Origin of the sequence: Actinomyces procaprae, from assembly GCF_004798665.1 — a bacterium.
Taxonomy (GTDB): Bacteria; Actinomycetota; Actinomycetes; order Actinomycetales; family Actinomycetaceae; genus Actinomyces; species Actinomyces procaprae.
Genome location: NZ_CP039292.1, coordinates 1,385,005 through 1,405,982, shown reverse-complemented (window position 1 = coordinate 1,405,982; position 20,978 = coordinate 1,385,005). Strand labels below are relative to the sequence as shown.

The following is a 20,978-nucleotide window of genomic DNA, read 5'->3' as shown; positions in this document are numbered from 1 at the left end:
GACCTTGACGCGGCGCGTGGCGGTGGCCTTGGGGCGCCCTAGCACGCTGTCAACGACACCACCCTGAACCGCGCCGTGCCCACCCGAGCCAAGCAGCTGACGAGCAAGATCATCGACTCCCTCAAGGCCAGGTTCTCCGACGCCCGGGAAAGAACCGGCTGAGGTCACGATTACGATTCAGCCTTGCGCGGGGGTGTTGGTGGGGCGTGGGGTGGTGTGGGGGCCGAGGTCGGTGGTGATGGCGGTCGGGTCCAAAGTGGCATCGGCCCGTTCCAGGGCGGCGTCGAGTAGGTCCAGGGGCGCGGGCGTGCCGGGCTGGTCAGTATCGGACACAGTGGTCAGCACAATAATGCCGGGGTACTCGCCGTCGTTGGTGGTCACGGCTGCATAGATACGCTCAATATGGTGCTGGACACCATCCTCACCGGTCGTGTTGATGGTGAAACCCACCAGGGTCTCCGGCAGGTCAGCAGTGGCGTGAAAGACGCCCTCCCCACTCGGCTCAATCGCACCTTCTGACCAGAACTGGGTCTCCTCAGTAGTGCCGTCGCACGCGGCAATGTCCTTGGCAATACCGGCGAAACTAGCGTTAGGCCTGATGGTGTTCAGATCGAGGGCGAGAGTCTCATGCACAGTGACGTCACCCACTTCATACTCGACAGTAACCGGCTTGCCTGACCCTGACATCAAGGTAGCATGGCGGATGCTGGTTTCGACGCGCTTGCAGAGCACTTCCAAACGTTTTCCGCGGTAGGCGGCCCGACTAGTTGCTCCAGGTACGTCCGCAAGTGTCAGGGCCGTGGTGGGAATCGGCTCCGACGTGGCAGTCGCCTCTTGATCGGCGCCACCATGACCGCAGGCAGCGACCAGGCCGACCGCCATTACCAGCACCAGGAACGACTTGAGGCTACGTGTGCGGCTCATGGGTAGCGTTCCTGGAACATCTGATTGAAGCTGGTGTCGGCGTTGGTTGCGGCGGCATCCATGCCGTAATCGCTGGTTGCGATATTTCGCATCTCTTTGTTTGCGGCAATTTTATCGGCGTCGCTCAGGCGTTCGTATTCTTCTGGGGTGATGAGCCTGTAGGTGCCGTCCGGCTCCTGGACGGTGGCGTATTCATATCCGTCGAGCGTGAGGCCCGAGTCGGGATTCTGGTAGCCGTTGAGTTCGGCGGCGTCGGCAGCCCAAAGGAGTCTGCGCATGAAAGAGGAATATGCCTCGTCCGCCATTAGCTCTTGTTTCTCTTTCTCTTTCTCCTCGGTGTTGGCCCAGGTCTGGCTGGCTTGTTCCTGGAGATGGTTGACAAGCGCATCTGACGCCCAGCCAACGCCCTTGGCAGTCCCGGCTGGCGCGTAGGTCTTGACCAGGCCGGCCAGTTCGGAGGCGGGCTTGCCGGCCAGATCGATCCAGGCCTGCGCATACTCGTCATTGGAGCGGGCCTTGTTAATACCGCCGGTGCCAATCGCATTGGCTATGGCACCTTCGGTGCTGCCCCAAGCATCAGCCACTTGAATGATGTCGCTTTCGTCGCTTCCTGGGGGCAGAGAATTGGCTTCGGCTTCGTTGACCGCTGCGCGCAGGTCGATCAGTGCCTGTCCGTCTTGGCCAACAACCGCGAGGATCGAATCCAGCGTGCTGACACTGAAGTAGGGACGGTTGGCGAGTTTCTGCCCCGTAACCGTGCTGAAGCTGTAGGTCGGACTGTCGCCGCACGGGTCCGTTTGCGAGTTTGCGTAGGAGTCGACTAGGGAGTCCATGTAGGTCTCAAGAATGTGCTCAAGGGACTGGGCTCCTTCGACTCCGCGTTTGCCGCGTTTTACGCCGAAGTCGTCCCGGTTCGCGATGGCCTCCAGGCCGCGCGCGGCGATGGTGGCGGTCTTCTCCCTGTCATACATCATGGCGAATCCATAGGTTGAAGCAGAGTCCAGGGCGGCGGCGATGCCGGAGAGGTCGCCCATCTTATAGGGATGCTTACCTACCCAGTAGTTGACCCGGCTGTCATTGCCGGAGAAGAACTGGTTGGAGGCGGAAGGATGATCACCCAAGTCGTGCATGATGATCGAGGGAATGTCAAAGGCCCAGCCCTCGTCGGCTTCATTGATCATGTTGGGCAGGAAGCGCGAGGGCCCGTACCAGGTCCACGGGCTAGGCAGGTGGTACTCGTTGGCTTTAAGCTGGAGCTGGTCCATCTTCTCGGCCGCGCCCAGTATGAATGGATTACTGGTGCCGTTGGCATTGTACAGGAGGTACGCGAGGGACTCGTTGCGATCACCGATCCGGTAGTAGGGAGAGTCGTAGTCCAGGCCTTGTGCGGCCTCTACCAGGTCGGAGCCGAACTGCTGGGCGTAGTCCGGCTTCCACTCCTTAGTGGCAGTCTCCAGGGCGTCCTTCAACTGAGCCAGCGTGGTTTGGGCAAGCTCACTCTCGGACTCGCCGGCCCGATAGGCCAGGCCCACGTGGTTCCCCACCGCCTCGGTCAGCGCCAGCGTCCCATCGGGACCCAGGCTACTGAACATGGCGGCGGTAGCATTCGCGTTGCCGCCCCAGGTATCCAGATACTTGTTCAGGGTCTCAAGGCGCGGATCTCCCTCCTCATAGTCGGAGGTGGCGATGTCAGCGCCGAGAGCCGCGATCGCCTCACCCAGTGCGGTCTCCATCTCCTCCAGGGTGTCGGGGTCCTCGCCATCGACCTCGTAGCTCACCTCCCCGGACTCGGGCAGGTTGCCTTCGCTGTCGGAGTTGATCAGGACGATCCAGTCGACCTTCGCTGACAGGAAGGTCGACTCGTCTTTCAGGCTCTGCACGTAGTCAGGCACGCTTGCCAGAGAGGCCGTAGAGAGGTAGAGCTTCTGCCCCGCCGCCGTAGTGGTCTCATAAAGGCCTTCAACGGTGTCCGCGATGCTGGACAGCGAGGTGGCCACCGAGCGCAAGTCGTCAATATTGACCTTGACCAGTGTCATGGGTAATTCTCCTCCTGCGGGAGCGGGAAACGATCAATGGCAGGCGGCCGGCGCGTCACTCCCAGTCCGCCTTCCAGGCTTCCTCGCCAGGGACCTCAACTGTCTCGGGCTCCTGGGCATACGCGTCGTAGACGTCGTCCCAGTAATTGCTGAAGGCAGTTTTGATGTCGGATCCCAGCGTGTCGATGCCCTCGATCCAGTCCTCCGCCGCGGGAGACACCCACGCCTCGACGGTTCCCTGGCAGACCGCAGTGCAGATGTGCCCGGCGCCGTTGGGCGGGGTGAGCTTGTAAGAGATCGAGTTACCAACGTCCGTGTAGTGACCGTTGATGGCATCTCGGTAGAGGTTCTCTTGGGGACCCCCATCAGTGGTATCGGCGTCACCGCACATGCATGGCCTCCCAGCAGGGTTCGAGGAACAAAGCTGCCGTTACCATACCGTGCCGTTACGCAGGATGCGAGTGCTTCTGCTCACGCAACGCACTGCGGCACGCCCATGCAGGCTCCACTTCCCTCCGCGGGCAAACACCGGCCTCATAAGGCGGACAGATACTCGTCTGCTTGACAGTCCTACTAGCGGTTCTGGCGGCACGCGCCGATGACTGGCATGGTCAAATCGTGATTTTTCCTTACGTGATGTTCCTGGGAGGCTCCTGATGAGGTCTGGAGGGTTATTCATAGGGGGTGTGGGTGATTCGCGACACGCGCATAGAGGGTAAGGGTTAGGACGGCCTGCTCCTGAGACGCTTTGGGTGTCATAGTCCAAACTTCTCAGAAAGCAGACCGCCACCATGAACGCTAGCACGAAACTCGACCCCCACCAGCTCACTGACCTGTGCGCCATCTTGCACAGCCAGGGAGATCTGCCGGTGGCCGGCAGCCGGGTCCTGGGCCTGTACCAGCGCGTGAAGCTGACCGTGATGGCGCTGCGCCACAACATCAGCCAGGAGCTGCTGGCCGAGATCTTCGACATCTCCCAGCCCACCGCCTCCCGCATCATCGGCGCCTACACCACCCTGATCGCCCACGCCCTCGGTCGGGCGGTGGCGACGGTGGAGGACCTGGATCCCACCCAAACCCTGATCATTGACGGAACCGTACTGAAGTGCTGGGACTGGAAGGGTGTCCCGGGCCTGTTCTCCGGCAAGTACCGCACCACCGGGCTGAACGTACAGGTGGCCTGCACCCCCTCCGGGGCGATCGCCTGGGTCTCGGACCCGCTACCCGGAGCCACGCATGACGCCGCCGCGCTGCGGGCCAGCGGCCTGCTGGACGTCCCACCCGACCACCTGCCCGACGGCGCTACCGCTGCCCTCCATATCGGGGATAAGGGCTACCTCGGGCTGGGCATGACCACCCCCATCAAGAAGTTACCCGGGATGCCCCTGCACGAGGCCGACAAGGCCTTCAACACCTCGATCAACCGCATCCGCTACATGGCCGAACGGACCATCGCCAACCTCAAAACCTGGCGCGTCCTACACACCGGCTACCGCCGACCCATACAAACCTTCCCAACAACCATCACCACCGTACTCGCCCTCACCTTCACATACACCCCATGAATAACCCTCCTGTGTGTGGGCCACGGAGGATACGCCTACTCGGGTGGAGATTGTTGCCACGGTGGGCCCGACCAGCGTGACGGTTATTGCTACATCGTCGGGGCTGGATCTTTCGACGCAGGACGCCGAGGCCGATTGCACGGGCTTCGGGATTCCGTAGACTCCTGCCAACGATGCTAAGGGCACCGACTGCGTTATCGTATTCGACCGCTCCAGCGCTCACCTGGGCGGCACTACCCCGATGGATGTGGAGGTCCAGTACAGTGCGTCGTGGAGGTCGACGACGGATCGTTCGGGTTACTTAGAGGTGCCCTGACCACCACCAGCACCGTTGAGATCCCAGTCGCCGAGATCCAGGTCCTGAACACCAACACCCGCCAGCCCTAAGTCGTGTTGCGTGAGTGGGGCTACCGCGACGGCTCGTTCCAATATGCTCACTCTCCTGCCCGATCGCCCCACCGGTGCTCGCGGGCAGGCCGGATTGGCATATGGTTCCCCGAGGGAGGTTGGTGGCGTCGGCATGAGTGAGACCACGGACGGCACGAGCGCCGGCGACACCGGCGTGCGCGAGGTGAAGTCCGCCGCGCGCACGGTGGAGCTGCTGGAGTTCCTCGCCGGTAGGCACGGCTCTGTCACCAAGCTGGGTGACGTCGTCGAGGGGCTGGGCACGCCCCGCTCCTCGGCGTATGCGCTGCTGCAGACCCTGGTCGCGCGCGGCTGGGTGGAAACCGACCCGAGCGGGGCGGAGTACTCCATCGGGATTAGGGCACTGCTCGCCGGCACCAGCTACCTCGACCGCGATCCTTACATCCGCCTGGTGGACCCCGTCCTGTCAGACACCGCCTTCGGCCTGGGTGAGACGATGCACATGGGCAGGCTCGACGGCGATCAGATCGTCTATCTGCTGACAGTGGAGTCGCACGAGTACCGCCGCTACCACCACCGGGTCGGCCGCCGCATGCCCGCCACCCTCACCTCGCTCGGCAAGGCGGTGCTGTCCGAGCACCCGGACGTGACCATCACCGAGTTCCCCGCACCCCTGACCCCGCACTCGATCGACACCGCCCCGGCTCTGGCGGCGGATCTGGAGCGCACGCGCGAGCGCGGGTACGCCATCGACGACGAGGAGTCCCAGACGGGGCTGCGCTGCTTCGGCGTGCCGCTGCGTTACTCCTCGCCAGTACGGAACTCGATCAGCTGCTCGGTCCCCATCGACCGGCTCACCCCCGGTCGCACCGAGACCATCGTCTCCGCCCTGCTGCGGATGCGCGAGCGGATCGAGTGGTCCGCCCCGGTCGCCGCCCGCTGAGGCCTCGTTCAACCACCCCGGGACTGCATGCGTGCGGGACTACCGAGCGCCGTCGCCGTGGGGCACGTGCACCCAGGACCAGGAGCCCGATCGGACCAGGATGCCACGCCCCAGGGGAACCGGCTGCCCCACCGAGCGGGGCAGGCGCGCGGACAGGGCGTCGCCGTCCTGCGAAGAGCGCGGGGCCAGGATCAGGCCGGTACGGTTCCGCTTGACCAACGTCATCAGTCCCCGGTACATCCCCGTCAGCTCGTCCACGCCACTGGCCACCAGCACACCGCCCGACTGATCACGACATGTCTTGACGTGCTCCTCGAGAACCGGCACGAGCGCATGGTCATTGCCCAACACGTCGTAATCGTCCACAACCACCAGGGTCGACGTCCCGTGAGCCTTCAGCAGCTCACGCAGGTCATCGGCCTTGGCGGAGCTGTCAAGGACTCCGATGATCCCGGAGCAATTCCTGTAGGCATCCAGCGGAGAGCGGCGGGCGAGCACGAGGATCACCGGGGCACCGCCTTCCAGCGCGGTCTGCAGCCCGAAGCACAGGGCAGTGGACTTACCCGAGCGCCGCGGCCCCGTCACCAGCACGCCGTTGCCGATCTCATCCATACGCAGCGGGAGGATAGACAGCGTGTCGCCTCCCACCCCGAGCGCGAATTCGCCCTCCCGTAGCTGCGGTCCGAGGGCCAGTGCCTCGGCGGCGGTGATTGCCAGTGGCAGCTCGTCCACGCGTGGAGGCCGGAGTTCCGCGGGAATCTCCCCCCAACGCTGCCTGGATGCTTCGCCCTCCCTGTGCACTGCGGCCACCTGCGCGGTGCCGGCGGCGTCGGCGTCAAGCAGTGCGAGCTGCACCTCCCGGGGGCTGGTGCCGCTGCGGAAGGCGCGTCCGGGAGGCATGGACTCGGGCACGTCCCGGGAACGCATTCCGACCAGCTCGAAGTCCTCCGGCGCGGGCATGCGCAGCACGATCCGATCCTCCAGCATCATGCCCATGCGCCCGCGGAAGGTACCGCGGTCCCCGGCGATGACCACGCGCAGCCCGGCCGCAGGCCCTTCGCGCAGCAGCGTCTCCATCCGCTCAAGGAGCAGACCGCTGTCGACCTGCTCGAAGGCTGCCTTGAAGCCGTCCCAGCGGTCCAGCAGCAGAAGCAGGTAGGGCATGCGCTCAGATGCGGGGACGGCGGCCCGCTGCTCGGTGATGGAGGCGAAGCCGCCTACTGCGAGCGCCTGCTGACGGCGGCTGATCTCCTTGCCGAGTAGGTCAGTGAGCCGGCGCATCCGGTCCGGCTGGTCGCGGGTGACCACGGCGCCCGTGTGCGGCAGGGAGACAAGCGGCAGTAGTCCGCCGCTGCCGGCGTCGATGCCGTAAATGTGGAGGTCCTCGGGGGACGCCGTGCGGGCGGCCGCCACCGCCAGGGCGCGCAGCAGCGTGGAGCGGCCTGATCGCGCCGCCCCCGCCACACCCAGATGCCCGGCGCGGGTGTAGTCCCAGGTCATCAGACGCTGGGCCTGCTCGGACGGGATGTCCTCAAGCCCAAGGATCAGCGGGGGCAGCAAGCCCTGGTCCAGGACATCGGCAGCTGCCTGCGACGAGACCGCTGGCACCGCGTCGGTCTGCGGCTGCTCGGATCTTAGCCGTTCCTCCAGCGCGTCGAGCGTTACGTTCTCCGGCAGCGGCTCCAGCCATGGGCTGTGCGGGTCGGGTCGGCCGGTCAACGCGTGGGCCTGGTTCATGGCGTCCACCAGCGTGGCCAGGTCGGTGGGGATGGAGATGTCCTCCTCCAGCTGGGGCGGGGCAGGCTCGGGGCGCGACATCTCCGCCAGCGTCAGCGGGCCGGCGCGCAGCGGCGCCTGTGGGGCGGCGCCGCGGGGGCGTCCCCCCACGCGCGCGGCCTGGAACTGGCGCAGGCTGGCATGCCCGAGGCGCGCGAAGGCGCGGCCGGGAATGGATGGCGGTATCTGGGCGGAGACGGGCGATTCGATGACGTCGTCGGAGTCCGCCTCATCGGTCACGCGCAGGGCGATGCGCAGGTTGGTGTTCGACTTGATCTCGGCGGAGACCACACCGGCAGGCCGCTGCGTGGCCAGGACCAGGTGCACGCCCAGGGAACGTCCACGGCGGGCGATGTCCACCAGGCCGGTGACGAACTCGGGCAGCTCGGCCACCAGGGCGGCGAACTCGTCAATGATGATCATCAGCCTCGGCATGGGCTCGTCTCCGGGCTCCATGGCCGCCACGTAGTCCTCAATGTCCTTGGCGTCGGCGCCGGCGAGTTGCAGCTCGCGACGACGCAGCTCAGCCCCCAACGACTCCAGCGCCCGGGCGGTGAGGTGCCCGTCGAGGTCGGTGACCATGCCCACTGTGTGGGGCAGACGGGAGCAGTCCTTGAACGCGGCACCACCCTTGTAGTCGACCAGTACGAAGGTCATGTCATCGGGTGAGTTGCCCACGCACAGGGACGCGATCAGCGTCTGCAGCAGCTCGGACTTGCCCGAGCCGGTAGTGCCGGCGACGAGTGCGTGCGGCCCGTCGGCGCGAATGTCCACGGCGAACAGCCCCTCCGCGTCCTCGCCGATCACGGCCCGCGTGGTGCGGCCCACCCGCTGCCAGGTCTGTAGCACGGCCTGGCCGCTGGGCTCGGGTATGCCGGCCACGTCCAGGAACCTGGAACTGGTCGGGATGGTTCCCTCCGCGCCCGCGGCAGACACGTCTCGAATCGGGGCCAGGGCGCGGGCCACCCGCTCGCACCATCCCGTGGGGACCAGGTCGAGCACGATCTGCTCAACCTCGTCGCAGCCCGTCTCGGCCACGACCGCCGGGCCCGGCCCGGTGGCAACCACCGCGCGGCACTCCTCCGGCAGGGCCGTCCGGTCGACGTCCAGGCACAGCAGGTGGATGCCCAGCTGCGGCCCCTCACGCAGGACTTGCACCATGCCGGGTAGCAGGCGTAGCGCCCGGGCGCCGTCCAGCACGACGAGCAGACGTCCGGGTGCCCGTTTGGCGTCCTTCTCCCGGCCGGCCTCGATCATCGCGAGCAGTTCGTTGACGCGTCGCGTCACGGTCTCCTCGTCCAGCCCGACGCGGGCGCGCGGGCCGACGCCCTCAGGGGTGCGCAGGTGCGGCAGCCAGCGTGCCCAGTCCCATTCCGCCTCGGCCGCATCCGCCCGCTCCGGGTCGGCGAGGATGACGAGGTTCAACTCCGCCGGAGAGTGCAGGGCGGCGGCCTGGGCCAGCAGCCATGCGGCCGTCCGGTGGCGTTCCTGCCCGGCAACGCCGACGACGCCGAGCCTGCCGAGCCCTACCGTTACCGGGACGTCAGGGACGGTCCAGCGCAGTGGCTCCTCATAGGAGGCGCGTGTGGGATCCTGGACTACCACCTCGCTGGGCACGTCCGCGGTGCCAACCCGCAGATCCAGCCAGTCGCGGTCGCCGGGACGGCGCTCCCACAGCCCCGAACGAGGGCCCGTGGCTCGCAGCAGGATCTCGGCCGGGTCCGGGTGGTCCCCGCGCCGCAGTCCCCGTTCGTCCAGGAGGGCCCGATGGGCGGCGGCCTCGGTGTCGGCCTTCTGGCGCCGGTAGCGGCCCAGGTCCTCCTGGTAGACGCGCTTGCGCGTGGAGCGGCCCTGCATGCGGTTGGCCAGCATCAGGATCGGTGACAGCACCACGAACAGCAGCGTCGCGGTCCTGTGGGTGATCAGATACATGCCGCCCCCCATGATCAGCGGCGAGATCAGCAGGGCGAGGGGGAAGGGCTGCTTGCGGGGCTGCTGCGGTTCGCGCGGCAGGGTGAAGGTCCGTTCTCGAGTGGGACGGGCCAGGCGCGGCGGTCGGTTGAAGTCGATGGTGGGCGCGCCCGGAGTGGGGGTGGCCACGGCGTCCGCGGCGGGCACCGGCCCGATGGTCAGCTGGGTGCGTCCAACCGCAAGCACCGCGCCGTCATTCCAGGCGGTGTCGGGGACCAGCGGGCGCCGGTCCAGTTCCAGGAACCTGCGGGGGGCGTCCGGCTCCTGCTCCTCCAGGGCCTGCACCGTGGCCGCGTCGTCCCGCTTGCGGGCACGGCGCCGACGATGACGTCGGCGACGCCGCTTTTCCGGTTCCGGTTCCCTTTTGAGGCCGAGCACCAGTGGTCCAGGCAGAGCGCGCTTACGAGCGGGGTCGGGGTCCATGAGCCGCTCGGCGGCCTCGTCGCGTGGGCTCAGCACCACCCGACCGCCGGAGAACACGACCAGGTCGACCAGTGCCCCGGTCTCCTGCCTCTCCAGGCTGATGTCGGCACCGGCGCCGCCGATGGTGTAGCGCCCCAGACCAAGGCGACGCACTGTTCCCGCGCCAGGACCGGAGATGACGCGCAGTTCGACGACGCCTTCAGGTTCGAGCCCGTCCGCTGCGGGACCTCCCAGCCCCAGCGTCATGCCATCGTGGACGGAACCGTCGTCCAGTCTCCTGTGCGGATCCAGGCGGGTGGTTCCCCGCCACAGGGACGGCGCCGCATGACTGGAATCGCCTGTGGCTTCCTGCCGCTCGACGACAAGCTGGAGTGGCTGTTCCGGCGTCGACTCGGCACGTCCGCCCAGGGCGCGGTCCAGGGCCTGCGCCAATTCACTGACCGTGGACTCCGGTTGTGCCGTGACGATGAAGTCGCCCGGCAGCCTTCCATCGGCAGGGTCGGGCTGAACACTCAGTAGTACGCGCATGGGAGCTCCGGGAGGGTCAGGCCGTTGTACGTCGGACAGAGGCGCCGGGGGCGAGCTCCTCAACCAGTGCCGCTGTGGCCGGATCCACGTGCATGACGTCCTCAGCGCCGGCGGCGTCCAGCAGTACGTCGAGCTCGGCGAGCAGCTCGTCGCGGCCGCGTACCGCCGCGAGCCTCAGCCGGTCGCGCCACAGCCGCTGGTCAAGGTCAACAACCTTCAGCCCCGTACCCACCGCGAGCGCCGCCCCGTCGGGGTCGGTGTCGTGCAGGATCTGGAAGACGCGGTGCGCGGCGTCGGTGATGAGTGCATCGGCCTCGCGGGCGGTGCGCACCCTGGCGAGCCAGCTGTACCGGCCGTGCGGCAGCTCGGAGTCCACCTGCCCGCGCACCAGGCGCAGGGCGTCGAGTAGTAGCCCCACCTCGTCGTGAAGATCGCTGCGGCGGGACGCGTACAGCAGCGAGCGCAGCACGTCCCAGTCGCAGACCACGTCCGGGCCGAGTATCAGTCGGCCATCCACGTCCTCACGCACATGCGGGATGCCCTGGGAGTCGTTGCCGAACCAGTTGCGCAGGCGCCCGACCGTCGCGGCGACCACGTCGCCGGTGACGCCGAGGGGCCAGAGCATGGCGCCCAGGGTCTCGGGCCTGATGCCCTCGGGATGTAGGGCCAGGCAGACCGCCGCCTCGGTCAGCAGGTCGAGGCGCTCGGGCTCTACCGGTCGAGGCGCTTCGACGGCGGCGGGACCGAGCACCAGAATCCTGACTGCGGCGGTGCGCAGTGCCGCCGCGGACAGCGGGGGCTGGGGCGGGTCCGGAATTGGTGGGCGCGAATCGTCCCCTGGGGGCAGGGGGGCCGCGGGAGCGAGCAGCCCCACCAGCCCGTCGAGTTCCGGCTCGGTGGCTCTCGTCGCGGTCACGGCTACGCCCAGCGGGTCGATGCGGGCGGTTCCGGATGAGTCGAGGTCGATTCGCCAACGGGCGTCGTCGGCCCGGCCGGTGCGGATGAGGTTGAAGCCGTGCTGTCCCGGCGTAGCAGTGTCCGGGCCTGCCGCGAGGACGAACACCTGCTCGCCGCGGTGGCGCCCGTCCAGGACGTCAGCGGGTGCCGGCGGGTAGGCGGCCGCAACCTCGTCCAGGTCAGCTGCTGTGCGCATCCGCTCGCCGACAATGCGTCCCAGGGCGGTGGGCAGGCCCACGGTGATCACGGAGGCGGCTTGCGACCACGGATTGGTGCACAGCTCGAGTGCCAGGGCGGCGACCAGTTCGGCAGCGGCGGTGGGTTCTCCCCCGACCACCACGTCGCCGTCGACCGCACCGAGGTTGATAAGGATGTCGGCTCCGTGCTCATCACGGCCGATGGTCACCAGTCCCGTACAGCCGGGAGAAATGTCGCTTGTCGTGCCGTTGCCGGAGGATACCGGCTCTGCGCCTGCCGCCAGGCTCCACGTGGCGCCGCCGTCGTTAGTGGTCCAGGGCTCCGGAGGTTGCGGGAGCGGGCGCGGCAGGAGGAGCCGGCATGCGGCGTCGTCGATGACGACGGCGTAGGGCACCGGTTTACCGGGCAGGGTATCGAGGCTGCGCAGGATCCGGTTCAGCCGGTCCGAGCGCTGCGGATCGGCTCCCACGCGCATGAGCCGAGCAAGCTCAAGGGCGTCGTCTCCGGGCGCGCCCCCCAGGGAGCGACGTCGCCGGTCTGCGAGGATCGCGGTGAGGGTGGCAGCCATGAGGGCGCCGATCGCGGGCATCTGGGCAGGAGGAACATCCGGCACCGCGGCAACCGCCTGGTTGGAGCTGTCGGAGGCCGCGGCCCCATCGGCGGGTCCCGCCGACGAACCGCTCCCGGCGGCGGCATCCGCCTGCGTCTGGGCGGTCTCATCGACGGGAACGGCGACGACGCGTTCGACGTTCTGCGCGGATTCGGGCACGATCAGGTACCACCCCGGCTGGATGAGCCGGGCGAGTTCGAGGGAGCGTCCGTCGGGCTGAACCCGGCCGACGTTCAGGTCGTAGATCTGCTGGTAGGCGCGGCCGTCTCCCAGGGTGCGCTCGGCGATGTCCCACATGTTGTCGTGGTAGCGGCCGGCGGGCGGCTGGACTATGTACACGCGCTGCCCGAGGAGCGCGGAGCCGATGTCGCTCGGCAACTCGGTGTCGCCGAGCATGTAGCGCACGGATTGTGCCTGGTCCGCAGGAGCTGTCGCCTGCGTGTGAGCGTCTGGGCTGCTTTCGGCTGGGCCCGCGTCCCGGCTCAGTGCGGCCGGGGCCGCGTCGACGGCGCCGTGTGCCTGCACGGCCGCGATCGGGGGCGGCTCCGGTGCGGTGACCGGTTCGGCCGCGGCGGCGGGGGCGGCGACTGCGCCCAGGACGAGCGCGGAGGCGACCAGGCGGCGCACGAGCACCTGGGTGCCGCCGGCCAGCGGCACGTGCGCGGGCAGGCCGCGCCCGCGCAGCGCGGAGGCGACCTCGACCACGGTGCATGCCGTGAACTGCAACCAGGCGAGCCACACCACCCAGGTCAGTACCCCGAGCACGGTCTCGGCAGTTACCGCACGAGTCAAGACGGAGACGTCCAGGTGCTGCGGCAACGGCGGCGGCCCCGCCTGCCAGAGCAGGAGGCAGGGCAGGCCGATGATGACGGTCGCGAGCACGAGGACGGACAGGATGGAGCGCCACACGGGCTCGCGCTGCTCCGGTGTCGGGGAGCGGAAGCGGGCCGGCCCCGGTGGCGTCCGTTGAAGCGTCGGTGTCACGATTCCTCCTGGTTGATGCCGACAGCGGCACGGGCGTTGCCGGTGGCGCTCACGTGCACGGAATCCACGCCCACGATGCGAAGCATGGTGGTGGGCACGTCCTCCTCCAGGGTGACCACCACCTCCTGACCGGTTGTGGCGACGGTGAAGCTGTCGACGCTGATGCCCGAGGCGGTGAGGTGCCTGCCGGCCGCCGTGCGGGCGGCCGTCGCGTCGAGGCTGACGCCGGCAGTACCGCGCATGGAGCCGGCGGAGATCTCCTGGGCGCCGGCGCGGGCGGCTTGTTCGGCGGTGTCGGTCAGGGTGGCACGGGCATTGAGGACCTTGCCGCCGTCAACACACAGTCCGGCCAGCGCCATGAGCACGGCGGCCACGATCACCGCGAACACCGATGTAGAGCCGCGTTCGTGGGTGCGTGTCCTCATCGGGTTCCCCTCCAAGTGTCGACCGGCGAGATCGAGGTGGAGGTGACGGTGGTGGTGCCGGGCAGGAACACCAGGCCGAGGTCGGCCAGGCGCACCCGGCAGCTGACGGTGACCTTCACCGTGCCTCCCCGGGAGAAGTCGGACACGTCGGTGGCGGAGCTGCACTCGGCGTTGGCGGTGTCGGCCGCCGCCAGGCTGGCCGCGGCCGCGCTGGCCGCCATGCCGGCGGAGCGCTCCATGGAGGCGGCGCGGGCAGCGTCGCGCGCCGCGGCCTGAGTCATGCCCTCGGCGGAGACCCAGCGCCCTGCGGCCACCACAAGCATGACGATCATCAGCAGGGCCGGAGCGATCACGACCATCTCCACCGACATGGTGCCGCGCTCGCCGCGTCGCCGGCGCCCGGATGCGGTACGAGGAGCGCTGGTCATGTGTCCTCCCGGAAGGTCTCGATCGGTGCGGTGACGGTTGCCTCGATGCCGGGGGCGAGTCCGGCGATGATGTCCATGGAGGTGCCGGTGACGATGATCCGCGCCTGTTCCCCGTCTAAGGCGATGTGCACGTCGACGTCGGTGAGCGCGCGGCCTCCGCCCACACGAGTGGCGTACTGGGCGCCGTCGGCCTCCGCCTGGGCGAGCTCCGCCTGGGTGGCGGCGCCCTCGCGCACCACCCGGGCCGTTTCCCGGGCGGTGGCGATGGCCACCTCATTGCCGTACCAGGACAGTGCGACCTGCACGGTGACGAGGATGATGAGCATCAGCAGCGGAAAGAAGACCAGGAGCTCCACCGAGGAGGCGCCGGTCTCCTCCCGCAGTCGCTTGCAAATCCAGGCAGACATGGTCAGGGCTTGTCCCCGTTCCCGCCACCGGCGCCGCCACCGTTGTTGCCGATTGTAGGCACTTCGAGGTTGGAGGAGGCGTCCTGGACGAGCCCGTAGACGACCCGGCCTACCAGGGCCGCCAGCACGATGAGGAATCCGGTGATGATCACCCATTCGACCGTAGAGGCTCCTCTCTCGCCGTCGCGAGTGCCCAGACGGCCTCGGATCGTGCCGGTGAGGTCACCGGCGATGACTTGAAGTGCGCACATAAGACGGAGCATGTCCGTTCCTTTCTGCAGGGTTGTTTTCTTGGCGGATCGGGTCATGCCGGGAGCGTCACGTGCCGCCCATGATCCCGGCGAGGGCCGGGTAGACGAGGAACACGATGAAGCCCATGGCGATGATGAGCTGGGCCACCAGCATGGATTCGGAGCTCTCCCCGGCCTTGCCCTCGGCGTCGGCCAGTTCGCGCCGCCGCATGCTGGTGGCCCTGGCGGCCAGTGACTCGCGGATCTTGGCCCCGTCCTCGGCGACGAGCCCGAGCGCGGCCGACAGGTCGCGCAGCTCGTCGATCCGCAGCTGGTCCCCGAGGCCGCCCATGGCGGCCCAGGGGGTCTCGCCGCGCAGGCGAGCTGCGGCCAGGGCGTCACGGATGCGCACCATGGCCGGGTCGTCGGACAGGGTCGAGGCCGCGTCGAGGGCCTCGGGCACGCCCCGGCCGGCGGCCAGGGACATTGACACCAGGTCCAGGTAGGAGCCCACCACGTGCCGGAAGTCGCGGCGCGCCTCGTCGGCCTGCCCGCGCAACCGGGCAGTGGGCAGGATCAGGGCCAGCAGGCCGAGCACGATGCACGCCAGGACCGGGGTCTCCCAGGAGGTGATCGTTCCGAGCGCGGTTGCCGCCCCCACCAGGGCCAGCGGTGCGGTGAATGCGACCAGCCCGTACAGCAGCGAGGTCACCAGGTGCCGTTCCAGGGACCTGCCCATGACGGCCAGGTCGGCGCTCAGGGACCCCAGGTCGATTCCGGTGCGCCGCAGTAGCGCTGCCGCACGGAAGCCGACCGTGTCGAGCCAGTCGGGCAGGGCGCGCTCGGCGGGGTTGAGGCGCCGGGCGTCGCGGCGCAGCCTGGTCTCGTCCCGCAGCGTGTCCAGCTCGGCCAGTGCGGGTGCGGGCTGGATACGCGGCGGAGCGATGAGCACCGCCAGCAGGAGCAGCCCGGCACCGCTGACGGCGCCGCCTACCAGGATCCAGATGCTCATGCGGCGCCCCCGTTCGTGACGGTCAGGAAACGGCGTGGGAGCACCACGCCGGCAAGGTGCCGCATCCACATCAGGCCCACGGTGAACAGTCCGACCACCACCAGCAGGACCAGCTGGCCCTGCGCGCTGGCGTAGGGCTCCACGAAGCTCCGGTTGAACAGTGCGAGCCCCAGCATGACGATCACGGAGAACACCACGACGATCTGGGCCGAGCGCCGGGTCCCGGCGCGGGAGGCGGAGACGCGCTGGCGCATGTCCAGCTCGGCGCGGGCCGTGTCGGCCAGCGAGCCCAGCAGCTGGCGCAGCCCGGGGCCGCGCAGCCGCGAGTTCATGATCAGCGCCGATACGATCAGGTCGGCGGTCGGGTCGTCGAGGTCGTCGGCGAACTGGCGCAGGGCGGTGGCCAGGGGCACGCGCACGCGCATCCGGTCGGCCAGCAGCGCCAGGTCCTCGCGAATAACCGGGGCCGCGGCGTAGACGGTGGCGGGGATGGCCTGTTCCAGGCCGACGGCTCCGGCGATCGTGTCGCGCAAGGACTCCGCCCAAGTCGCCAGCGCCTCGATTCTGGCCGCCGCCTCCCGCTCCTGGCGGGCGCCGCCGAACAGCAGCGGCCATACCACCACCAACACGCCGCCGGCCGCCGCCAGTACGATCCAGCGAGTCAGCACCAGCACGGCGACGGTGACGCCGCCGGCCAGGATGAACCGACGCAGCGGGCGGCCGGCGAGCAGCTGCCGTCCGCCGTCGGCCCCCGGAACGCGGGCGGGCAGGGGGTCAGCGCCCAGGGCGAAGGCGATCAGCAGGAACAGCCCGGTGCCGATGAGCGCACCGGCCAGCAGGGCGGCCATGGCTGTGGAGCTGTTCATCGGGCCCCCCGCGCGTAGGCGGCGGCCGGGTCGTAGCCGGCCTCGATCAGGTCCGCGACGCATTCGATGGGCGCCGCCGGCTGGGCGTGCCCGGAGCCGTCGTCGGCGAAGATCTCACTGGACAGCACCCTCCCGTCCACTCCGTTGACCTCCCGCACGGAGGCCACGTAACGACGCATGGAGCCGCCCTCGCTGAACCGGTTCTCACGGGTGAGGAAGATGACGAAGTCAACGGCGCCCGCGATCAGCAGGTTGGTGGCGTCCTGCGGCAGGTGCTCGGCGGACTGGATGGCGTAGGTGGCGATGCGATTGAACACCTCAGCCGAGGAGTTGGCGTGGATGGTGGACAGTGAGCCGTCGTTGCCCTGGCTCATGGCGTTGAGCATGGTGACGATCTCATCGCCCAGCACCTCGCCGACGATCACGCGAGAGGGGTTCATGCGCAGGGAGCGGCGCACCAGGTCCGCCATGGTGATGGCGCCGGCGCCCTCGGAGTTGGGCAGGCGCTCCTCGAACGCGACCACGTTGGGGTGCAGGTCGGCGAATTCACCGAGCCCCAGCTCCAGCGCGCGCTCTACGGTGATGAGGCGTTCGGACGGCGGGATCTCGTTGGCCAGCGCGCGCAGGAAGGTGGTCTTGCCGGCGTTGGTGGCGCCGGCGATCATGATGTTCTTGCGGGCGCGCACCGCCGCCGAGCAGAAGGCCGCCAGCCGGGGGCTGAGGGTGCCCAGGCCCACCAGCTCGTCCAGCCCCACCTTGTCCAGGCGGGCACGGCGCACCGACACGGCAGGGCGGGAGCACACGTCCATGACGGCCGAGAGGCGGGACCCGTCCGGCAGCCGCAGGTCGAGCTGCGGGTTGGCCGAGTCGAAGGGGCGGGAGGCGAGCCCGGAGTAGGAGCCGAGCACCTGGACGAGCTCGACGAGCTCGTCGTCGGAATCGGCGACCGGTGCTCCGCGCTCCTCGCGTCCATCGGCGTACTGGATGAAGACGTTGTCGTAGCCGTTGATGTCCACGTTCTCCACGTCGGGGTCCTCCAGCAGGGGCTGCAGGCGGCCGACCCCGAACAGGGCGGCGTGGATCCCCTGGGAGACCTCCTCCTCGGCCTGGGCGTCCAGGGGACTGCGCCCGGCAGCGATCTCGGTGCGGGCGTACTGCTCCAGCACACGTCCAATCAGGGCCCGGGCGAACTGGCGCTCATCCTCCGGGGTCATGGGCGGGATGCCGGAGGCGGCGTCGTCGTGCCGCTGCTTGGCGAGCAGCTCGGCGACCTCCTCACGCATGGTGCGTACGAGGTTCTGGTCCACGCTCATCGCTGCTCCCCCATTCCTGCCAGCCCGGCGGCCAGCTCCCGGGCGGAGCGCACCAGCAGGGTGCGGTCCAACGGCCGGGGACGACGTCCCGACAGCGCGTCCGCCGCGGCGTCGTCGTGGGCGAGCACCCCCACCACGGGAACGTCCAGGCCTCCGGAGTGCAGCAACCGGTTCAGGGCCTCCGCCTCATGGCGCTCCTTCCACGGGGCGATGAGCAGCACGCCGAGCTCGGGACGCTCGGTCCGGTGGGCTGTCTCCTCGGCGATCCACCTCAGGCGCTCGCGGAGGTGCCCGTAGTGGTCCACACCGGGACGGGCGACCAGGAGCAGGCGGTCGGAGGCAAGCGCCACGGCCAGACTCGGCGTGCCCGGAGTGAGACGCCCGACGTCGGCGATGACGTCAACCGGCTGCCGCAGGCTCTGGGCCACGGCCGCCCAGCCGCCGCCGATGGCCGCCGCCTGGTCAGGGCGGCCCAGGCCGATGAGCACCTCCAGCCCGCCTTCGACGACGGTGAGGTGATCCTCCAGCGCCGCTGCGGACTCGCGCCGCACCGCCGCTGCCAGGGAGACGAGCCCCCGTGCGGAGTCGATGGGTTGTCCGGCCCGGGTGCGCAGCCGGTACATGAGATCCGAGCCGGCCGGGTCAAGCTCGGCCAGCTGTACGTCACGCGGCCAGACGGCGGCCAGCACGTGGGCGGCGGTAGTCGCGCCGGGCGAGCCCTTGGCCGAGGCAATGGATAGCAGCATCAGCCCTCCCCGATCGGCTGGCCGGAGGCGGTCAGGACCACGGCAATACTGCCGCTCGCGCTGGCGGCCGCCAGCGTCGGCGCATCGGTACTGGAGACGATCAGGGACAGCACGCACCCGGAGGTCCAGTCATTGTTCGAACCGGAGTTGGGGACCGCAGTCAGCACCTGGGCGCCACCCACCTTGACGGCCCCGTCGTTGACGTCGACGACGTCCACCACATCTCCCGCGGTCAGCCCACCGGCCGGAAACCGGCCGCTTTCGAGCGAGACGCCGACCACCTGAGTGCCGGTCCCCGGCAGCGACGTGTCCAGCAGCTGCGACGTGTCCAGCAGCTGCCCCTCGGCGATCTCGACGCGGGCCGTGCGCCCAACCACCTGCTCCGCCTGGGTCGCTTGAATGAGCGTGCCGAGCGTCGAGGACACCGGGGTCGATACGAGGTCCTCGTCGGTGATGACCTCCCCCGCTCGAACCGTGTGGGCGGCGACCAGAACCTCGACTCGGTGGTCCGCACGGGTAGCCAGCAGTCCGGCGAGCAGCGCCCCACCGACAATCAGCAGCACTGCAAGCGCGGCCAGCAGCGGGCGCCGCTCCCGAGGCGCGGAGGGCAGGCGTGACGCGGTGCGGGTCCGCCTGGCGCGGGTGGACAACGAACCGCGAGCATCACGGTCGCGACGCCGAGCGACGCGACCGTCCTGGGGCTGAGACATCGTTGGAACCTCGTGGGTGAGATCTGCGGGACAGCGGTACGGTACCCCCACCGCAGGCGATTACGCCACGGCAACGTTGCAACCAAGTTTGAGGCAATGACAACACCGCACCTCTCACACGAGTACAGAACCGCAGAATCACGCCGTATCCTCAAAGTGGTGCGCCTACAGGCACCGACACCACATGGGTAGTTCTACCCAAACCGCTTGCACTGAGCGGCTCGACATGGAAACCTAGGTGCTGCCCGGTACGCGAAAACGGTCACGTACCCGTCTCAGTCAAGACCATGCGACAGAGATGTATCCGAACCTGAGCCCTAGGAGTAACCAGTGGCAACCACCACCGCAGACCTCGACACCCTCGAGACCCTCTACAACACCCTCAAGGCCGATGTGGACTCCGCCCACTCCATCCACTCGGACACCGACACGGCACTGCAGAACGCCAACTGGGAGAGCCCCAACGCGCAGTCCTTCCGTGCCGCATGGGACGAGTTCAAGCCCAAGCTGACTGCCTTCGAGGCGATTCTGGCGGATGCCGCGACGGACGTGGCGCACAACCACAACAACATCGCCGCCGCCAACGGCGTGACTGACGCGGCAGATCTCGCCGACGTCGCATCCTACGACGCATAAGGCGGCTCACAAGCGGCACGTCGGGGCGGTCGGCGTCCGGGTTGCAGATCCGGCACGTCGGCCGCCCGCCGTCGTTCACACGACTCGTCGCATCGAAACGTCCCCTGAAGGAACCCAATGTCCACTGACCACATCCCCGAGCACCGCAGCCAGAAGAACACACACAAGCACCTCATTAGTAAGACGCTAGCCATTCTGCTTGCCAGCTCAGCGCTAGTAGGGTGCTCTTCCGACTCCGAGGACAACCCTCTGGGCATCGGCACCTTCGACCCCGAGGCGATGGCCTCGGCCAAGGCCTCGGAGTCGGCCGCCGCGGCGGCTGCGTCCGCGTCCGCCGCGGCCTCCGCGGAAGCGGCGGGCGTGGTAACCGCGGAGTCGCTGTCCACCGACCGCTACATAGTCACTTCCATCCCCGAGGACCTGGACGATCCGCAGACCGAGGTCCTCAAGGCCTTCATCAACTACGACCAGGTCACCTGGAACATCTGGTTCACCGGCACCGGCGTAGAAAACGCCCAACCGCTCATGACCGCAGAGGCCTATCAGACCCTCCAAGACAACTATGAGCCGATCGCGGACGAGACTGTTGATGGAAACCTGCGCGTGGCGGTCATCGCCGTGACCATGACCGCCCCCGACCCGGCCAACGCACGGGCGGAAGTAAGGGTCTGCAGCGATCATTCCGACCTCGTCGCCTATGATGCCGACGGAAATGACGTCAGCAACCCGGAGACACTCCAAGGTCGTTACGAGTACATTTTTACCATGGTGTACGAGGACGATACCTGGAAGGACTCCTACGAGCAGCTTGTCTCAACTAACGAATGCACGGTATGAACGATGCCAACAACGAACAGGGCAGTATCGATTGTCTGCGCCACAGCACTCTGCCTGGCCGCACTCCTCACAAGCACACCGTCGGCG

The 20,978-nt window shown here is 68.3% G+C and carries 18 protein-coding genes; 4 read left to right on the top strand and 14 right to left on the bottom strand.

The genetic code is table 11. The features are described 5' to 3' along the window. Positions 1-177: 177 nt before the first annotated feature. Genes E4J16_RS05535 through E4J16_RS05525 form a run of 3 tightly spaced genes read right to left on the bottom strand, consistent with a single transcriptional unit; the run spans position 178 to position 3,351 of the window. A complete protein-coding gene (locus tag E4J16_RS05535; RefSeq protein WP_136193868.1) occupies positions 178-924 on the bottom strand; it encodes a hypothetical protein in 747 nt (248 codons plus the stop codon). After that, positions 921-2,960, bottom strand: a complete 2,040-nt coding sequence (locus E4J16_RS05530) for a hypothetical protein (protein WP_136193867.1) — start codon at positions 2,958-2,960, stop codon at positions 921-923. The genes E4J16_RS05535 and E4J16_RS05530 overlap by 4 nt, the downstream gene beginning before the upstream one ends. A gap of 55 nt (positions 2,961-3,015) precedes the next feature. Beyond that, a complete protein-coding gene (locus E4J16_RS05525; RefSeq protein ID WP_136193866.1) occupies positions 3,016-3,351 on the bottom strand; it encodes a hypothetical protein in 336 nt (111 codons plus the stop codon). 400 nt (positions 3,352-3,751) lie between these two features. Between E4J16_RS05525 and E4J16_RS05520 the strand changes: the two genes are divergently transcribed. Both E4J16_RS05520 and E4J16_RS05515 read left to right on the top strand, forming a co-directional pair. After that, the gene (locus E4J16_RS05520) at positions 3,752-4,525 is read left to right on the top strand and encodes a transposase family protein (protein ID WP_136193865.1); all 774 of its coding nucleotides are present in this window, start codon (positions 3,752-3,754) and stop codon (positions 4,523-4,525) included. Between the two features lie 520 nt (positions 4,526-5,045). Further along, positions 5,046-5,834 carry an IclR family transcriptional regulator gene (locus tag E4J16_RS05515; RefSeq protein ID WP_136193864.1) on the top strand — a complete coding sequence of 263 codons (789 nt, stop codon included), beginning with the start codon at positions 5,046-5,048 and terminating at the stop codon, positions 5,832-5,834. Positions 5,835-5,873: 39 nt separating this feature from the next. On the opposite strand, the gene E4J16_RS05510 is transcribed toward E4J16_RS05515, so the two are convergent. Genes E4J16_RS05510 through E4J16_RS05460 form a run of 11 tightly spaced genes read right to left on the bottom strand, consistent with a single transcriptional unit; the run spans position 5,874 to position 19,418 of the window. After that, on the bottom strand, positions 5,874-10,532 hold the full coding sequence (locus tag E4J16_RS05510; RefSeq protein WP_136313472.1) for an FtsK/SpoIIIE domain-containing protein: 4,659 nt from the start codon (positions 10,530-10,532) through the stop codon (positions 5,874-5,876). Positions 10,533-10,548: 16 nt separating this feature from the next. Further along, positions 10,549-13,281: a LysM peptidoglycan-binding domain-containing protein gene (locus tag E4J16_RS05505; protein WP_240038300.1), complete on the bottom strand. Its 2,733-nt coding sequence runs from the start codon at positions 13,279-13,281 to the stop codon at positions 10,549-10,551. Next, a complete protein-coding gene (locus E4J16_RS05500) occupies positions 13,278-13,706 on the bottom strand; it encodes a TadE/TadG family type IV pilus assembly protein (protein WP_136313470.1) in 429 nt (142 codons plus the stop codon). The genes E4J16_RS05505 and E4J16_RS05500 overlap by 4 nt, the downstream gene beginning before the upstream one ends. After that, positions 13,703-14,134 carry a TadE/TadG family type IV pilus assembly protein gene (locus tag E4J16_RS05495; RefSeq protein ID WP_136313469.1) on the bottom strand — a complete coding sequence of 144 codons (432 nt, stop codon included), beginning with the start codon at positions 14,132-14,134 and terminating at the stop codon, positions 13,703-13,705. The genes E4J16_RS05500 and E4J16_RS05495 overlap by 4 nt, the downstream gene beginning before the upstream one ends. Next, entirely contained in the window at positions 14,131-14,541 is a 411-nt protein-coding gene (locus E4J16_RS05490; protein WP_136313468.1) for a TadE/TadG family type IV pilus assembly protein, read from the bottom strand. Before E4J16_RS05490 ends, E4J16_RS05495 begins: the two co-directional genes overlap by 4 nt. A gap of 2 nt (positions 14,542-14,543) precedes the next feature. Then, complete coding sequence (locus tag E4J16_RS05485; RefSeq protein WP_136193858.1) at positions 14,544-14,804, bottom strand: hypothetical protein; 261 nt, start codon at positions 14,802-14,804, stop codon at positions 14,544-14,546. 55 nt (positions 14,805-14,859) lie between these two features. Further along, the gene (locus E4J16_RS05480) at positions 14,860-15,783 is read right to left on the bottom strand and encodes a type II secretion system F family protein (protein WP_136193857.1); all 924 of its coding nucleotides are present in this window, start codon (positions 15,781-15,783) and stop codon (positions 14,860-14,862) included. Further along, complete coding sequence (locus E4J16_RS05475) at positions 15,780-16,649, bottom strand: type II secretion system F family protein (protein ID WP_136313467.1); 870 nt, start codon at positions 16,647-16,649, stop codon at positions 15,780-15,782. Before E4J16_RS05475 ends, E4J16_RS05480 begins: the two co-directional genes overlap by 4 nt. Continuing rightward, the gene (locus E4J16_RS05470) at positions 16,646-17,962 is read right to left on the bottom strand and encodes a TadA family conjugal transfer-associated ATPase (protein ID WP_136193855.1); all 1,317 of its coding nucleotides are present in this window, start codon (positions 17,960-17,962) and stop codon (positions 16,646-16,648) included. Before E4J16_RS05470 ends, E4J16_RS05475 begins: the two co-directional genes overlap by 4 nt. Continuing rightward, a complete protein-coding gene (locus E4J16_RS05465) occupies positions 17,959-18,708 on the bottom strand; it encodes a CpaE/TadZ family protein (RefSeq protein ID WP_136193854.1) in 750 nt (249 codons plus the stop codon). The genes E4J16_RS05470 and E4J16_RS05465 overlap by 4 nt, the downstream gene beginning before the upstream one ends. Next, on the bottom strand, positions 18,708-19,418 hold the full coding sequence (locus E4J16_RS05460; protein ID WP_136193853.1) for an SAF domain-containing protein: 711 nt from the start codon (positions 19,416-19,418) through the stop codon (positions 18,708-18,710). Before E4J16_RS05460 ends, E4J16_RS05465 begins: the two co-directional genes overlap by 1 nt. A 330-nt stretch (positions 19,419-19,748) precedes the next feature. Here E4J16_RS05460 and E4J16_RS05455 point away from each other — a divergent pair, with 330 nt between their 5' ends. Both E4J16_RS05455 and E4J16_RS05450 read left to right on the top strand, forming a co-directional pair. Further along, the gene (locus E4J16_RS05455) at positions 19,749-20,054 is read left to right on the top strand and encodes a hypothetical protein (protein WP_136193852.1); all 306 of its coding nucleotides are present in this window, start codon (positions 19,749-19,751) and stop codon (positions 20,052-20,054) included. A gap of 117 nt (positions 20,055-20,171) precedes the next feature. Then, the gene (locus E4J16_RS05450) at positions 20,172-20,891 is read left to right on the top strand and encodes a hypothetical protein (RefSeq protein WP_136193851.1); all 720 of its coding nucleotides are present in this window, start codon (positions 20,172-20,174) and stop codon (positions 20,889-20,891) included. The last annotated feature ends 87 nt before the right edge of the window (positions 20,892-20,978 follow it).

Coding starts and splice junctions, on each gene's coding strand:
- E4J16_RS05535 (WP_136193868.1), bottom strand. CDS start 924: ATGAGCCGCACACGTAGCCTCAAGTCGTTCCTGGTGCTGGTAATGGCG.
- E4J16_RS05530 (WP_136193867.1), bottom strand. CDS start 2,960: ATGACACTGGTCAAGGTCAATATTGACGACTTGCGCTCGGTGGCCACC.
- E4J16_RS05525 (WP_136193866.1), bottom strand. CDS start 3,351: ATGTGCGGTGACGCCGATACCACTGATGGGGGTCCCCAAGAGAACCTC.
- E4J16_RS05520 (WP_136193865.1), top strand. CDS start 3,752: ATGAACGCTAGCACGAAACTCGACCCCCACCAGCTCACTGACCTGTGC.
- E4J16_RS05515 (WP_136193864.1), top strand. CDS start 5,046: ATGAGTGAGACCACGGACGGCACGAGCGCCGGCGACACCGGCGTGCGC.
- E4J16_RS05510 (WP_136313472.1), bottom strand. CDS start 10,532: ATGCGCGTACTACTGAGTGTTCAGCCCGACCCTGCCGATGGAAGGCTG.
- E4J16_RS05500 (WP_136313470.1), bottom strand. CDS start 13,706: ATGAGGACACGCACCCACGAACGCGGCTCTACATCGGTGTTCGCGGTG.
- E4J16_RS05495 (WP_136313469.1), bottom strand. CDS start 14,134: ATGACCAGCGCTCCTCGTACCGCATCCGGGCGCCGGCGACGCGGCGAG.
- E4J16_RS05490 (WP_136313468.1), bottom strand. CDS start 14,541: ATGTCTGCCTGGATTTGCAAGCGACTGCGGGAGGAGACCGGCGCCTCC.
- E4J16_RS05485 (WP_136193858.1), bottom strand. CDS start 14,804: ATGCTCCGTCTTATGTGCGCACTTCAAGTCATCGCCGGTGACCTCACC.
- E4J16_RS05480 (WP_136193857.1), bottom strand. CDS start 15,783: ATGAGCATCTGGATCCTGGTAGGCGGCGCCGTCAGCGGTGCCGGGCTG.
- E4J16_RS05475 (WP_136313467.1), bottom strand. CDS start 16,649: ATGAACAGCTCCACAGCCATGGCCGCCCTGCTGGCCGGTGCGCTCATC.
- E4J16_RS05470 (WP_136193855.1), bottom strand. CDS start 17,962: ATGAGCGTGGACCAGAACCTCGTACGCACCATGCGTGAGGAGGTCGCC.
- E4J16_RS05465 (WP_136193854.1), bottom strand. CDS start 18,708: ATGCTGCTATCCATTGCCTCGGCCAAGGGCTCGCCCGGCGCGACTACC.
- E4J16_RS05460 (WP_136193853.1), bottom strand. CDS start 19,418: ATGTCTCAGCCCCAGGACGGTCGCGTCGCTCGGCGTCGCGACCGTGAT.
- E4J16_RS05450 (WP_136193851.1), top strand. CDS start 20,172: ATGTCCACTGACCACATCCCCGAGCACCGCAGCCAGAAGAACACACAC.